The 14,733-nt window shown below is 64.4% G+C and carries 11 protein-coding genes; 7 read left to right on the forward strand and 4 right to left on the reverse strand.

From position 1 onward, the window contains the following. The first annotated feature begins 259 nt into the window (after positions 1-259). Positions 260-1,291, forward strand: coding sequence for a GGDEF domain-containing protein (locus QM615_RS07870; RefSeq protein WP_188078734.1), 1,032 nt, complete (start codon positions 260-262; stop codon positions 1,289-1,291). Positions 1,292-1,604: 313 nt separating this feature from the next. Beyond that, entirely contained in the window at positions 1,605-2,648 is a 1,044-nt protein-coding gene (locus tag QM615_RS07875) for a glycerophosphodiester phosphodiesterase family protein (protein WP_149406857.1), read from the forward strand. A 10-nt stretch (positions 2,649-2,658) separates the two neighbouring features. Here QM615_RS07875 and QM615_RS07880 read toward each other — a convergent pair whose 3' ends face one another. Next, on the reverse strand, positions 2,659-3,546 hold the full coding sequence (locus QM615_RS07880) for an oxidoreductase (protein ID WP_149406858.1): 888 nt from the start codon (positions 3,544-3,546) through the stop codon (positions 2,659-2,661). Between the two features lie 35 nt (positions 3,547-3,581). Between QM615_RS07880 and QM615_RS07885 the strand changes: the two genes are divergently transcribed. The 5 genes from QM615_RS07885 to QM615_RS07905 all read left to right on the forward strand — a co-directional run bounded on the left by QM615_RS07885 (position 3,582) and on the right by QM615_RS07905 (position 9,909). Next, a complete protein-coding gene (locus QM615_RS07885; RefSeq protein WP_149406859.1) occupies positions 3,582-3,791 on the forward strand; it encodes a helix-hairpin-helix domain-containing protein in 210 nt (69 codons plus the stop codon). A gap of 211 nt (positions 3,792-4,002) precedes the next feature. After that, complete coding sequence (locus QM615_RS07890) at positions 4,003-4,785, forward strand: putative protein N(5)-glutamine methyltransferase (protein WP_149406860.1); 783 nt, start codon at positions 4,003-4,005, stop codon at positions 4,783-4,785. Positions 4,786-4,830: 45 nt separating this feature from the next. Then, complete coding sequence (locus QM615_RS07895; protein WP_149406861.1) at positions 4,831-5,532, forward strand: type 1 glutamine amidotransferase domain-containing protein; 702 nt, start codon at positions 4,831-4,833, stop codon at positions 5,530-5,532. Positions 5,533-5,640: 108 nt separating this feature from the next. Further along, complete coding sequence (lon, locus tag QM615_RS07900) at positions 5,641-7,956, forward strand: endopeptidase La (protein WP_149406862.1); 2,316 nt, start codon at positions 5,641-5,643, stop codon at positions 7,954-7,956. An 87-nt stretch (positions 7,957-8,043) separates the two neighbouring features. Continuing rightward, entirely contained in the window at positions 8,044-9,909 is a 1,866-nt protein-coding gene (locus tag QM615_RS07905) for an ABC transporter ATP-binding protein (protein WP_149406863.1), read from the forward strand. Here QM615_RS07905 and QM615_RS07910 read toward each other — a convergent pair. The 3 genes from QM615_RS07910 to QM615_RS07920 form a co-directional block, all read right to left on the reverse strand. Then, positions 9,906-10,895 carry an iron-siderophore ABC transporter substrate-binding protein gene (locus QM615_RS07910; protein ID WP_149406864.1) on the reverse strand — a complete coding sequence of 330 codons (990 nt, stop codon included), beginning with the start codon at positions 10,893-10,895 and terminating at the stop codon, positions 9,906-9,908. The two genes, QM615_RS07905 and QM615_RS07910, sit on opposite strands and share 4 nt — an antisense overlap. 85 nt (positions 10,896-10,980) lie before the next feature. Then, entirely contained in the window at positions 10,981-12,195 is a 1,215-nt protein-coding gene (locus tag QM615_RS07915) for a lipase family protein (protein ID WP_068048673.1), read from the reverse strand. A 226-nt stretch (positions 12,196-12,421) separates the two neighbouring features. After that, on the reverse strand, positions 12,422-14,692 hold the full coding sequence (locus tag QM615_RS07920; RefSeq protein ID WP_283347228.1) for an ATP-dependent DNA ligase: 2,271 nt from the start codon (positions 14,690-14,692) through the stop codon (positions 12,422-12,424). Between the last annotated feature and the right edge of the window lie 41 nt (positions 14,693-14,733).

Consider the following 14,733-nt stretch of genomic DNA (forward strand, 5'->3'; position numbering starts at 1 on the left):
GTTTCACAAGGGGAGCCACATGCACGAAGACTCTCGATTGCCCGCATCGCGCCACGGCGAGCGAACGAATGCGTCCCTACGACCACGTTCGGGGCGGATACACGGCGAGACACGTAGTCGCCACCGCAAACGGTCGACCACCGTCTCGTCGCCGAGATCGATCTCGAGCATCACCGTTCCACCGCTCGGTCCGCAACCCAGTGCGGCTCAGGTCATCCGCCATTGGTTCGCTGCTCCGCACGATTTCGACTGGATTTTCGTGCACAAGTCGACTCGTCCGCTGCACCGATTGATCCGAGTCGTGTTCGCGAGCTGTGTGGCTCTGTACGCCGCCGTGTCGATGCTGATGCTGGCCTCACCGAACGGGCCGACCGGATCGGGTCCGGTTGCCTACGTGATCTTCATCCTGGTTCTGCAGTGCGCCGCCATCGTGTATCTGCTGTTCGGGCCGCTGCCGGACCGCAAGTGGCAGGTGGTGACTTTCCTGGTATTCGGCGATGTCGGTCTGGCGTCGGTGATTCTTCTCGATGTACCCACGTCGGCGCTGATCGGCACGTTCCTCTTCGCGCTGACAGGGTCGATGTGCACCTTCTTTCTCGGACCGAGGCTGCTCGTAGCGCACCTCGTGTTCGCCAATCTGGTGATCGTCTACATCGGGGCGGCCGCGTACGTACAGGGATTGTGGGGTCCGTGGGATGCGATCGCCGCAGTCCTCGTCGCCGGAGGTGCGACGTCGGGTGTCCCGATCTTCGCCCAGATCGCCTGGTCGCTGGTCTGCGAGGATGCACGGCAATCCGAGATCGATCCGCTGACACGGATGAAGAACAGACGCGGACTGCAGAACGCCATCGAGGATCTGTGGTCGGTCGCTCGCGGCGAGCGGTTGGCATTCGTTCTCGTTCTGGTCGACATCGATCGGTTCAAGAGCGTCAACGATCGCTACGGACACGATCAGGGTGATGCCGTCATCGTCCTCGTTGCCGACCGTCTCCACGGTCACCTCGGGAAATCGGGCGTGGTGGCGAGAACCGGGGGCGAGGAGTTCGTGGCCGTCCTCGTCGGCGAGGCAGAACAACTGTGTGAACTGGTACTCGAGGTGAGTGGCACTCTGACGGATTGCTCGGATCCGATACCGGTGACAGTGAGCGCAGGCGCAATCGTGATCGCTCCCGATTCCGACGCGTGGACATCAGGGGTCGACGTGGTCAACGACGTCACACGCGCGGCGGACTCCCTCATGTACCGGGCGAAGGCGAACGGCGGAAATCGAACGGTGCTCGAGTCGATGTAGGGCCCAACTCACTGAGCCTGCTGACCAATCGATCGGTGTCCAGACCCGAACATCCGACGGCGAATTCATCCAGCGGGACGAGGGCGTGGAAGTCGACCCGCACATCACGGTCGTAGGCGACGTCCACGAGGTTTACTGGATCCTGCTGTTGCCCAGATTGTTCGGGATGTGCTTGCTGGATCGTTCTTCTCGCTCGCAGAACATCGAAAGATGTTGCGACGCTGCGAATACCGATCTCCGTCTACCTGCAGGGTACCGGGAGTTCACTGCGAGGGACCCGGGTGGACACCGACTCTCCGTAGCCTCGTCGAGCATGCGATTCGGTCGATTCTTGCCTCTGGTGTGCGTTCCCCTCGCGGTGTTGACGGGGTGCGGAACGGACACGGCAGCGGACCCGACCCCGCTCGGCTCGTTCGATCTGCAGGCGCACCGCGGCGGACTCGGCTTGGTCACCGAGAGCACCATCGAATCGTTCACCAACGCACTGCAACTCGGGGTGAGCGCCCTCGAATTGGATACTCAGATCACCGAGGACGGCATCGCGATCGTCACCCACGACCGCAAGGTCTCTGACAGCAAGTGCGTCGATACCGGTGCGCTCACACCGGGGGACCCCGAGTTTCCGTACGTCGGGAAGTTCGTGAATACACTGACATTCGCGCAGATCCGCACTCTCGACTGCGGAGCCCTACCTCTCACGGACTACCCGGAGCAACGACGCGTGCCCGGCGCTCGAATGCCGACCCTCACCGAGGTGTTGGATCTGGTGAAGTCGGCCGAAGCGCCGGATGTGAAGCTGAACGTCGAAACCAAGGTCGAGGCGGGCAGCCCCACCGAAACTGCTCCGCGCGAGCAATTCGTCGACACGGTTCTGGCGACCATCCGCGACGCAGACATGCTGGACCGGGTCACCGTGCAGAGTTTCGATTGGGGCGCACTGAAACTGGTCCGCGACGCCGAACCCGAGGTGCCGGTGGTGGCGCTGACCAACGGCGACTTCTTGCAGGTGGGCCAGGACGGTGCGTCGCCGTGGCTGGGCGGAATCGACGTCGACGATTTCGGTGGAGATGCGATTGCCGCGATCGATTCGTTCGGAGCGTCGGCGTACTCACCGGTGCAGGGGACCCCGCAGAGCGGGAAGGTCGGCGACCCCGACTTCGAGCTCTACGTCACCCAGGACATGGTGGACTCCGCGCACGAGCGCGGAATACGAGTGATCCCGTGGACCGTCGACGATCCCGACACCATGCGCGCGCTGATGGATCTGGGCGTCGACGGCCTGATCACCGATTACCCCGACCGATTGCGCACCGTCATGAGCGAGCGCGGACTAGCATTGCCCGCGCCCGCCCTGTGACGATTCCCCGTCAGAACGGGTAGCCGACTCCGGTCAACTTCTCGCTGGCGTCCCACAGCTTCGCAGCAAGAGCGGGGTCCTGTGCGGTCTTGGTCATGCTCGCCGGGCCCGGCTTACCGCGCGTTTCGAACAAGGACTTGGGGCCGCTGTACGTGCCGCCACCCGCAACGTCGACCGCATAAAGCGTGGGACGTGCTCCGGCACTGGCGGATTGCGAAAAGAACTTCAGTCCGATCGGAGCGAGAGTGGACAGGATCTTGTTGCTGCCCAAACCGTCTGGGCTCGAGTACAGCTCGGTGGCCGAGATTCCTGGGTGCGCGGCATTGCTGGTGATCTTCAGTCCGGCCTTGTCGATCCGGCGCTGGAGTTCGAGCGCGAACAGAATGTTCGCAAGCTTGGAGTTCGCGTACCCACGCTGGGGGTTGTATCCGCGTTCGAGCTGTAGATTGTCGAAATCGAGCTTGGGGCCCTGCCGGTGCGCGACGGAAGCGATGGTGGTGATCTTGGCGTTCGCAGCGAGCTTGGGGAACAGCAGGCCGGTCAAGGCGAAGTGGCCGAGATGATTGGTGCCGAGCTGGAGCTCGAACCCGTCCGCCGTCTCGGTTCGCAACGCAGGCATCATGACGCCGGCGTTGTTGATCAGCACGTCGATCGACTCCGGTGCCGACGCGGCGTACTCACGAACCGAGGCCAGGTCGGCGAGATTCAGGGTGGCGGTGTCGACGGTTCCGTTGGGTGCCTCCGCCGAAATTTTGGCCGCGGCGGCATCGGCCTTGTCCTTGTTGCGGCACGCGAGCGTCACGTGGTCGCCTCGCTTCGCCAACTCCAAGGCGGTGTAGTAGCCGATACCGGTGTTCGCACCGGTGATGACAACGCGTCTCTGCTTGGTTTCGGGCACGCCGCCAGGCTACCGGTCTGTTTTAGACTGTGCCCGTGAGCAGAGCAGAAGCCGACGAACATGCGGAATTTCCGAAGGGCACCGGAAATCCCGCGTCTCGGGCACTCCGCGCGGCGGGATACCGGTGCCTGGACGATCTCGCCGGGGTGCCCGCGGCCGAGCTGAAGACACTGCACGGTGTCGGTCCGAAATCGCTGGCAGTCATCCAGGCAGCACTGGAGCAGACCGGTCGATCGCTGGGTTGAATGCCCCGAGCCTCAGACCCAGTGACTCGGACGCGTCAGCGCCGACCTGCCGGTTCTGCCTCGAAACTTCATCGTCGTGCGTGCCTACCAGGGCCGAGCAGATCCGATGGGCCGTGGAATCCACGTTTATCGGACTCTCCTCTCCTGCGACATACCGGGCTACAGTGTTTCGACGAAGCAGCTGGGCGCACGGCATTTCAGGAGGCCGTCCATGGCGGAACTCGAGTACGACGCGGTGGTGACCTCGCTGCGTGCTGCCGGGTGTGTATTCGCCGAGGAGGAAGCCGACATCCTCGTCGAGTCCGCGTCCACTCCGACCCAGCTGCAAGAGATGCTCACACGCCGCATCGCCGGCGAACCGCTCGAGCACGTTGTCGGGTGGGTGTCGTTCTGTGGTCGACGCATCGCCGTCGAACCGGGCGTGTTCGTTCCGCGACGCCGTACCGAGTTTCTCGTCGAATGTGCTGCAGCGCTGCGTCCTTCGCTGCTGTTGGATCTGTGTTGTGGTTCTGGAGCAATAGGGCTGTCGGTCGGTGGCGTCATGGAATTGCACGCCGCCGATATCGACGCCGCCGCCGTCGCGTGTGCCAGGCGCAACCTCGATGCAGGCGGGGGCGCGGTGCCGGTCGGTCACGTGCACCGCGGTGACCTGTACGACGCACTGCCGCCGGAACTGCACGGCAGATTCGACGCGATCGTCGTCAATGCTCCCTACGTCCCGACCGGCGATATCGGGCTGATGCCGAGAGAGGCGCGGATCCACGAGCCGCACATCGCGCTCGACGGCGGTACGGACGGTGCCGGGATTCATCGTCGCGTCGCCGTCGACGCGCCGCAATGGCTGGCCCCAGGCGGGCATCTCCTCGTCGAAACCAGTGCAGCACTGATGTATTCGACGCTGCACACCGTGATCGACGCCGGATTCACCGGTCGCATCGAGGAATCCGAAGCACTCGACGCCGTTGTGGTGATCGGTTCGACGCGCGAGGGGTGATCCAGCGGGTGTTTCGATCCCGGGTCTGCGTGGCATCCCTCGCCTATGACTACATTGCTGTTCGCGGTAACCGCTGCCGACCACTGGACCTTGAACGACGGAAGCAAGCACCCCACCGGATACTGGGCCGAGGAGCTCGTCGAGTCCCATCGCACGTTCGTCGATGCCGGCTGGGACATCACGGTCGCCACGCCGGGCGGTAAGGCCCCGGTCGTCGACCAGGGCAGCCTCGCGGTCGACGCCAACGGCGGCGACGAAGAGAAGGTGGCGGATCAGAAGAGCTACCTCGCCTCTATCGAGTCGATCCTGTCCTCGCCCGCAAAGCTCGAGGAGCAGAAGGCGTCGGACTTCGACGTCGTCTTCGTTCCCGGCGGTCACGGACCGATGGAAGACCTCGCCGTCTCCGAGAGCTTCGGTGCACTGGTTGTCGACTTCCTCGACTCGAACAAGGTGGTGTCCGCGGTGTGCCACGCACCGGCAGCCCTTCTTCCTGCCGTCCGCAGTGACGGAACCTGGGCATTCGACGGGTACGAGCTCACCGGATTCACCGACGAGGAAGAGACCCAGGCCGGTCTCGCCGAGAAGGCCCCGTGGCTGCTCGAAACCCGGCTGCGCGAGAACGGCGCGAAGTTCGATTCCGTCGATGCCTGGGCACCCAACGTCGTCGTCGACCGCAACCTCTACACGGGTCAGAACCCGGCGTCGACGCGTCCTCTCGCCGAGAAGCTGGTCAGCGCGCTGAAGTAGCAGGTCTGGACGGTCGGCGTTCTGCCCACGGAGAACAGTGGACACCGAAGGGAACATCACTACTGCTTTCGAAGTTGAGCCCCAATAGCTCAATCTTTTGGAGGAGAAGTGACCGAAACCGTTCGTGTCCCCGTGCTTTTTCTGACCGACCCGATCGTCCTGCCCGGAATGGTGGTGCCCGTCGAGCTCGACGAGGCTGCGCGCGCCGCCGTCGACGCGGCGAAGGCGAGCAACGATGACACGTTGCTCGTCGCGCCGCGTCTCGAAGACCGCTATGCCGCGTACGGCGTTCTCGCCACGATCGTGCAGATGGGACGCCTGGCCGACGGCCGTCCGGCCGCGGTCATCAAGGCCGGCCGCCGCGCCCACATAGGCCACGGCGTCAGCGGACCCGGCGCTGCCCTCTGGGTGGAAGCCGAACCCGTACCGGACGAGGCCGCAGGCGATGACCTCAAAGCCCTTGCTGCCGAATACAAGCAGCTCGTGGTGGCGATGTTGCAACGTCGCGACGCCTGGCAGGTGATCGACTCGGTCAACAAGCTCACCGACCCGGGCGCGATCGCCGATACCGCCGGCTACGCGTCGTATCTCACCGACGTGCAGAAGCGGGACCTTCTCGAAACACCGGACGTGGCAACGCGTCTGACGTCCCTCATCGAGTGGACCAGGGCCAATCTCGCCGAGGTCGAGGTCAACGACAAGATCTCCGGCGATGTCCGCGAGGGCATGGAGAAGACCCAGAAGGAATTCCTGCTCCGGCAGCAGTTGGCGGCCATCCGCAAGGAACTCGGTGAGGACGAGCCCGACGGTGCCGACGACTACCGCGGCCGTGTCGAGGCTGCGGACCTGCCCGAGAAGGTGCGCGAACAGGCGCTGCGTGAGGTCGGCAAACTGGAACGGGCCAGCGATCAGAGCCCGGAGTCGGGTTGGATCCGCACGTGGCTCGACACCGTGCTCGATCTGCCGTGGAACAACACCACCACCGACAACAACGACATCGATTCTGCACGTGCGGTTCTCGATGCCGACCACCACGGACTCGACGACGTGAAGGATCGGATCGTCGAGTACCTGGCCGTCCGAGCGCGTCGCTCCGAACGTGGTCTGCAGTCGGTCGGTGGGCGTGGGTCCGGTGCCGTCATGGTGCTCGCGGGCCCGCCCGGAGTCGGCAAGACCTCGCTCGGTGAGTCGGTGGCCCGTGCGCTCGGTCGGAAGTTCGTGCGCGTCGCTCTCGGCGGCGTCCGGGACGAGGCCGAGATCCGCGGGCACCGTCGTACGTACGTCGGTGCGTTGCCGGGCCGGATCGTGCGGGCCATCGGTGAGGCGGGATCGATGAATCCCGTTGTTCTGCTGGACGAGATCGACAAGGTCGGTTCGGACTATCGCGGCGACCCCAGCGCCGCTCTGCTCGAGGTGCTCGACCCGGCGCAGAATCACACATTCCGTGATCACTACCTCGATCTGGATCTCGACCTGTCCGACGTGGTGTTCCTCGCCACCGCCAACGTGATCGACCAGATTCCCGGCCCGTTGCTCGACCGGATGGAACTGGTGACCATCGACGGCTACACCGAGGACGACAAGGTCGTCATCGCCCGGAACTACCTGCTCCCTCGTCAGATGGACAGGGCGGCAATCACATCCGAGGAGGTGACGGTCACCGACGCCGCGTTGCGCACGATCGCGGCCGAGTACACCCGTGAGCCGGGAGTGCGCCAGCTCGAACGCCTGCTGGCCAAGGCGCTGCGCAAGGTCGCGACGAAGTTGGTGGGCACAACCGAGGTTCTGTCCATCGACGAGCCGGACCTGGTGACCTACCTCGGTCGTCCGCGCTTCACCCCCGAGGCGCACGAGCGCACCGAAGTGCCGGGTGTGGCAACGGGTCTGGCGGTCACCGGACTCGGCGGCGACGTGCTGTTCATCGAGGCTGCATCGACCGATGGCGATCCGGGTCTCAAGCTCACCGGTCAACTCGGCGACGTGATGAAGGAGTCCGCGCAGATCGCACTGTCCTACGTGCGCTCGCACGCGGCACGATTCGGCGTAACGCAGGAATCTCTCGACCGCAGCATCCACGTGCACGTTCCGGCGGGCGCGGTGCCGAAGGACGGTCCGTCGGCGGGCGTGACGATGGTGACGGCCCTGGTGTCGATGGCTACCGGACGGCCGGTGCGCTCGGATGTCGGCATGACCGGTGAGGTCACGCTGAACGGTCGGGTGCTGCCGATCGGCGGGGTGAAGCAGAAATTGTTGGCTGCGCAGCGGGCGGGCCTGACGACGGTGTTCATACCGGCGCGCAACGAACCGGATCTGGACGATGTGCCCGCAGAGGTGTTGGAGGCGTTGGATGTTCGCCCGATGACCGACGTCGCCGACATCATCGCGCTCGCCCTGGAGCCGACGGCCGCAACCGTGGCGGCGTGAGTTCGGTGCAGTTGAGGTCGGTAAGGGGATCCGCACTTGACCTCGACCTATGTCGAGGTTCTACGTTGGTGACATGAGGTTGATGACATGAGCATGGAGATGACCGCCTGGAACCAGATGTATCGCACGATGAACAGGCCGGACACTCAGTCGTCGTTCTCGAAGGTGACGGCCCGCAGGATCCTGACGTTCGCTGCGCCGCATCGCCGTGCCCTCGGTGGGTTCCTGGTGCTCAGCGTGGCCCTGGCCGTTCTCGCCGTGGCCACGCCGGTGTTGGCCGGCCGGGTGGTCAACGCCATCGTCGACGGGCGCGAGCTGCGGGTGGTGGTGTGGCTCGCCGTTGCGATCGCGGCCATCGCTCTGGTGGACGCCGTGGTCGGTCTGATCAATCGGTGGCTCTCGTCGAACATCGGCGAGAGCTTGATCCTGGATCTGCGGACCGCGGTGTTCGATCACGTGCAGCGCATGCCGATCGCGTTCTTCACCCGAACCCGCACCGGTGCGCTGGTGAGTCGACTCAACAACGACGTCATCGGAGCGCAGCGCGCATTCAGCACCACGCTGTCCGGGGTCGTCAGCAACCTGGTGACGTTGGTGCTGACCCTGGTGGTGATGATCGGGATCTCCTGGCAGATCACGCTTCTGGCATTGATTCTGCTTCCGGTGTTCGTGCTTCCCGCTCGCCGGATGGGTCGACGCCTCGCGCGGTTGCAACGTGAAGCGGCAGCGCACAATTCGGCGATGAGTACGCAGATGACCGAACGATTCTCGGCACCGGGAGCAACACTGGTGAAACTGTTCGGTCATCCCGAACAGGAATCGGTCGAGTTCGCGGTGCGCGCCAAGCGCGTCCGAGACATCGGTGTACGCAGCGCCATGGTGCAGACGGTGTTCGTGACGGCGCTGACTCTCGTCTCGGCACTGGCCCTGGCCGTGGTGTACGGGCTCGGCGGCTTCTACGCCCTGCGGGGGACGCTCGACCCGGGTTCGGTTGTGGCACTGTCTCTTCTGCTGGCTCGCCTGTATTCCCCGCTGACTGCGCTGGCAAGTGCTCGGGTGGAGATCATGAGCGCACTGGTGAGTTTCGAGCGGGTATTCGAGGTGCTCGATCTGGTTCCACTCATCGCGGACAAGCCGGACGCACAGACTCTGCCGCCGGGGCCGGTGGCCGTCGAGCTCGACGACGTTCGGTTCGCGTACCCGTCTGCGGACAAGGTCTCGCTCGCCTCCCTCGAGGAGGTCGCGACCCTGGATTCACGAGGGGGAGAGGAAGTGCTGCACGGCGTCTCGTTCCGAGCCGAACCCGGCCAAATGGTCGCGCTGGTCGGTACGTCCGGTGCGGGCAAGTCCACGATCGCACAATTGATCGCACGGCTGTACGACGTCGACGGCGGTGCGGTCCGGCTCGGCGGAGTCGACGTGCGAGACCTGACGGCCGAATCCGTCCGCGGCACAGTGGGAATGGTGACCCAGGACGGTCACCTGTTCCACGAGAGCATCCGGTCGAATCTGTTGTTGCCTCGGCCCGAGGCAACCGACGACGAACTGTGGGATGCGCTGTCGAGGGCGCGGCTGGCCGACCTCGTGCGATCGCTGCCCGACGGCCTGGACACCGTCGTCGGCGAGCGAGGGTACCGACTCTCCGGCGGTGAGCGTCAGCGCCTGACGATCGCCCGGTTGCTGATCGCGCAACCACGAGTCGTCATTCTCGACGAGGCAACGGCGTCACTGGATTCGACGTCCGAGGCCGCCGTGCAGGCTGCGTTGGCCGAGGCGTTGGAAGGAAAGACGTCGGTGGTCATCGCGCACCGGCTCTCGACCATCAGGGCAGCCGATGTGATCCTGGTGATCGAGGACGGGCGAGTAGCCGAGCGAGGCACGCACGACGAGCTCCTCGCCGCGGGCGGCCGCTACGAGGAGCTGCATCGGACGCAGTTCGCACAATCCGGTTAAGCGTCCGGGACCACCGTGGACGGGTCGTCGTCGGTCGCCGCTGCGAGCATCGGGGTGAATCCGTCGATGGCGTAGTCCAGGGAGAGCGGACTCGAATATCCCAGGGCCGAGGGCAGATCGGTGCTGAACGAGCCGATGTAGACGGTTCGATCCTGCTCGACGACGTCGAGTGCGGCGATGATCGGGTTGGCCTGCAGCTGCTCGCGGCTCTGGCCGGCGATGACAAGGACGTCGGTGTCGAGTCGGTCGAGGTTCTCGGGACTGATGGTCTCGGAGGCGTCGGGAATCTCGAAGCCGAGGTCGGTGAAGAACAGGGCGCGGATGTCGTCCTTGCCGAGCAGCAGGTAGCTGCCGTCGTCCATGACGAACGCGAGAGACAGTGACTTGCCGGTGAACTGAGGATTCTCGGCCTCGGTGTCGGCGAACTTCTGCTCGAGCGTGGCCGTCTGGTCCCGTGCTTCCTGCTGCTTGCCGAGTGCTTCGCCGACGACGGCGAACTCCTGCTGCCACGTCGCGGCGGGCACGTTGTCGTAGCCGCCGATGTCGGCGATCGTCGGGGCCATCCCGGAGAGCTGGTCGTACTGGCCCTGGTCGATGAAGGAGTACGGGCCGAGGATCAGGTCGGGTGCCTGCGCGGCGATCTGCTCGAGGTTGAGATCGGTGCTGCCGACCTCGGGAATCTCGGTACCGCCCAACGCTTCCTGGGCCCATGGGCGCTGCCGGTAGTCGTAGCTGAGGTTGCCGCGGGTCGCGACGGGCTTGACGCCGAGCGCGAGGGCGAAGTCCTGCTCGTTGAACCCGATCGTCACGACGCGGGTGGGCTCGGTGTCGATGACCGTCTCACCGAATCGGTGATCGATGGTGACCGGGAATCCCTCGGCGCTTCCGGAGCTACCGGTGGGTTCGGGCTCGTCGGTGGACGAGCAGCCGACGGCCAGCGCCAGAACCGAGGCACCGGCGACGACGAGCTGGACGGACTTCTTCATGGGGTCTCCTCGCAACGGAACTTAGCGAGGTTAGCCTAACCGACCCATCGAAGCGTCGATCATGTGCCGGGGTCGGACGTCCCGATCAGCAGGTGGACGTCGCCGGTACACCGGCGAATCGCTGGTCGATCCATTCGAGTGCCTGCGGAAGACCGAGCACTGCAGCAGTCAGGTGATCGTTGCTGGGCACCTTCACCTCGGTCACCAGTACTCCGGCGCGGCAGTACCGGGCAATCGTGTTGTCGATGGCGCTGACCGGGATCAACGCATCGGAGGGGCTGTGCCACTCGAAGTACGGTGCTTTCGGTACGCCGGGGTACAGCTCGACGCTGTTGTCGTTGACGGCGGCAATCGCTTCCGGGCTGCTGATCAGGTCCAGCGTGCCAGCGACCTCCATGGCGCTCTTGCCTGCGCCTGCCGCGATGATGTCGTTGGTGCACCCGTTCTGGATCTGGCTCTCGATCTGCTTGCCGAGCGGGTTGAGCTGAGAGCTGATCGGGATGCGGGTGGGGTACTCGCGCTCGATTCCGAGCGCGGCAGCGAACGCCAGACCGAACATGGGGTGCGGGGCGAAACCGAGATCTCGGGCCATGCGCTCGAGGTTCATCGGAGCACCACCGTTCGCGCTGCCGACGATGTTCAGCTCGGGTGCGTAGTCGTTCTGAAGCGCAGCTGCCCATGCTGTGGCCATTCCGCCACCGGAGTAGCCGGCCAACGCAACCGGGCTCTGCTGAACCTGGATGGGATCGAAGCGCTGAGTGGCGCGAATGCTGTCCAGCACGATCTGTCCGCCGAGCCTGGCGGCGCCGTAAGCGCTGTTGGGTCCGAGGTGATCGGCGATGACGACGGTCCAGCCGCGCTGCAGTACTGCATTCAGTGCGGGTGCTTCACGAATCTGGAGATTGGGGTCGTTCGTCCACAGCGCTTGTGAAGGTGCACATTCGAGACCGAGAGCATTGATGATGTGTTGGTAGGAAAGCACCGGCCCGTTGGGTGCTTTGTTTTGCGGAACCAACACGGTATTGATTGCGGCGATGGGATCGCCGGCCGAATTGGTGGAGCGGAAATTCAGCTGCCACACGTCGACGCCGAAGAATCCGGGGGGCGGGGGCATCGGGCGGCTCGAGATCACGTCGCCCGGTGCAAGCGCATCGAGATCCACTGGCGGAGAGTAGAAGCCGTCGGCGATAGGCGTCGGATACAACGGCGCTGCAACTGCCTGACCTGCGCCGACGAGTGACGAACACAGGACAGCAACCGCCGTCATGCTGACAGCGCCTGCCAACTTGAGAACCCGCATGTGGTAAACCCCTCCGTGCCTGAACCGAAGCGACGAGCGCTGCGGTGATCTGGCAAGCCCCCATAGAGCCGGCCCGCAAACCGTTATAGCTGACGACTCGTGACTTGTTACGCTCCCCCGGAAACGATGTGCGCCACGGTACGCATCCGCTCATTTTATGGCAACCGAACGTTACCTATGCTCGTTTCTTCGGTAGAAATCAAGTATTCGACCGGGGGCATTCTCGTCATTCCTGACGCACCGCCTTCGGGTCCTTGTCCGGGCGCAGACCACGCCAGCTCGGATGCCGCAGATGGCCGGATTCCGTGGCCTCGTAGAACCGAACCTCGCCGACGAGTACAGGCTCGACCCACACCGCTCCGTTCCGATCGGCCGGGGGCAACACCGAGGAGAAGGGACTGTCCGACGCCTCGAGAGGGGCCAGGAGGGCACCTAGCGTATCGAGCGCACGATCGTCGAACCCGGTTCCGACGCGTCCCACGTAGCGCAGTCGCTCCCCGTCGGGAATGCCCATCAGTAACGATCCGAACCCGCCGGAACGGCGACCCTGTCCCCGACGCCACCCACCGATGACGACTTCCTGGGTTCGCCAGTTCTTGAACTTGATCCAGGTGTGGGCGCGCTTGCCGGGTTGGTAGACGGAGTCGGTGCGTTTGGCGACGACACCTTCCCAGCCCCGCTCTCTGCTTTCGGCGATGGCATCCGCAGCGGTCCCCGTCAGTCGTGGTGGCACCAGCACGGAGTCGAGTCCGGTGGTGAGAAGTTCGAGCAACCGTCGTCGATCCGAGTACTTCTTGCGCAGCAGTGACGTGCCGTCGAGGTGAAGCAGATCGAACGCGATGAACCGGATCTCGTCACGGGTCGCGTTCTGCAGTTTCTCGAAGCTGCTGACACCGCTGTCGTCGAACACGACGACTTCCCCGTCGACGACGGCGTCGTGCTCGGCCAGGTCGTCTGCGAAAGATTGGAGTGCACCGAATTTCTCGGTGTAGTCGTTACCGCTTCGCGTGCGTAGCGTCATCGAACCGTGCGTGAGTTCGGCGACGATGCGGAACCCGTCCCACTTGCCCTCGAACGACCACTCGTCGTTCGGAAGATCGCGGATGTCGCCTGCGGTCGCGAGCATCGGTGAGATGTTCTTGGGCTCGGGCTTGTCGGGTGCGTCCTTCATCAGGTGCATCAACCACTGGCTGCCCTTGGTGCGGATCAGCGCGAACCGCCCGCGCGCCTTCTGTCCGTGCAGGACGACGATGACTTCGTCGTCTCGCCACTTCTCGAGTTCGTAGGTTCCGCTGTCCCAGATCGAGACGTCGCCGCCGCCGTACTCGCCCTTGGGTATTCGTCCGGAGAATGTCGCGTATTCGAGCGGGTGGTCCTCGGTGTGTACCGCCAGTCGATTCTGCTTCGGGTCGACCGGGATGTTCTTCGGAACGGCCCACGACACCAGGACGCCGTCGTGTTCGAGTCGGAAGTCGTAGTGCAGCCGTCGGGCATGATGCTCTTGGATGACGAAGGTGTCGTTGTTGCCCTGCGGCTCGGTGGTGGTCGGTATCGGCTCGGGAGTCTTGTCGGCGCTGCGCATGCTGCGGTACTTGACGAGTTTGTCTGTGGTAGAGCTACTTTCGGGTGCCGACTCCATGGTGGGGTCCAGTTCTGCCAGTAGGTCACCGAGATCCTGGAATCGTTCCAGCACCTCCTCGAACCGAAGCTGTTGCAGGCCTGACGCTTCCAGCTCGTCCCACGTGCGTGGTGCTGCGACGGTGGGGAGCGTTCGCCCGCGTAGCGAGTACGGGGCGACCGTCGTCTTCTTGCCGTTGTTCTGGCTCCAGTCGACGAACACCCGACCGGTTCGCTTCGCCTTCGCCATCGTTGCCGTCACCCGATCCGGCGAACGCTCTTCCAGCAGCGTGGCAACACGTTTGGCGACGGTGGAGGCCCCCGCAGTCGACAGCGGTTTCTCCAGCGGGACGTACAGGTGAATTCCCTTGCTGCCGCTGGTGACCGGATACGCAGTCATCCCGATATCGCCGATCAGATCCCGTATCTCGCAGGCGACTTCGGCGCACCGGGCGAGATCCACGTCGTCACCGGGATCGAGGTCGAAGACCATGCGGGTGGCGGGGCCGGGATCGTTGCCGTCGAATCGCCACTGTGGCACATGCGCTTCGATGGCCGCCTGCTGGCCGAGCCACGCGAGATCGGCTGCGGTGGAGAACAGTGGGTAGGTGACGACGCGGTCGGAATGCTGCATCGAACGTCGATCGAGCCAGTCGGGGGCAGACGCAGCGAGGTTCTTCTCGAAGAACGACGACTGGTCGACGCCGTTGGGCCAGCGCTTACGGGTCACGGCTCGGCCGACGAGGTGCGGGAGCATGGCGGGTGCGATGGCAACGTAGTACTCGATGATGCTGCCCTTGGTGGTGCCGGTTTCGGGGAACAGCACTTTGTCGAGGTTGGTGACGGAGACCTTCCGACCCTCGATCTCGAGCGTGGCCATCGTCATAGGTTAACGGCCGCCGTCTGAAGATGCGGGGGAGT

It is taken from the genome of Rhodococcus sp. IEGM 1341 (genome assembly GCF_030056895.1).
GTDB lineage: Bacteria > Actinomycetota > Actinomycetes > Mycobacteriales > Mycobacteriaceae > Rhodococcoides.

What these genes read in the sequence shown, in the direction of transcription:
- QM615_RS07875 (WP_149406857.1), top strand. Translation starts at nt 1,605, where the DNA reads ATGCGATTCGGTCGATTCTTGCCTCTGGTGTGCGTTCCCCTCGCGGTG.
- QM615_RS07890 (WP_149406860.1), top strand. Translation starts at nt 4,003, where the DNA reads ATGGCGGAACTCGAGTACGACGCGGTGGTGACCTCGCTGCGTGCTGCC.
- QM615_RS07895 (WP_149406861.1), top strand. Translation starts at nt 4,831, where the DNA reads ATGACTACATTGCTGTTCGCGGTAACCGCTGCCGACCACTGGACCTTG.
- QM615_RS07905 (WP_149406863.1), top strand. Translation starts at nt 8,044, where the DNA reads ATGAGCATGGAGATGACCGCCTGGAACCAGATGTATCGCACGATGAAC.
- QM615_RS07910 (WP_149406864.1), bottom strand. Translation starts at nt 10,895, where the DNA reads ATGAAGAAGTCCGTCCAGCTCGTCGTCGCCGGTGCCTCGGTTCTGGCG.
- QM615_RS07915 (WP_068048673.1), bottom strand. Translation starts at nt 12,195, where the DNA reads ATGCGGGTTCTCAAGTTGGCAGGCGCTGTCAGCATGACGGCGGTTGCT.
- QM615_RS07920 (WP_283347228.1), bottom strand. Translation starts at nt 14,692, where the DNA reads ATGGCCACGCTCGAGATCGAGGGTCGGAAGGTCTCCGTCACCAACCTC.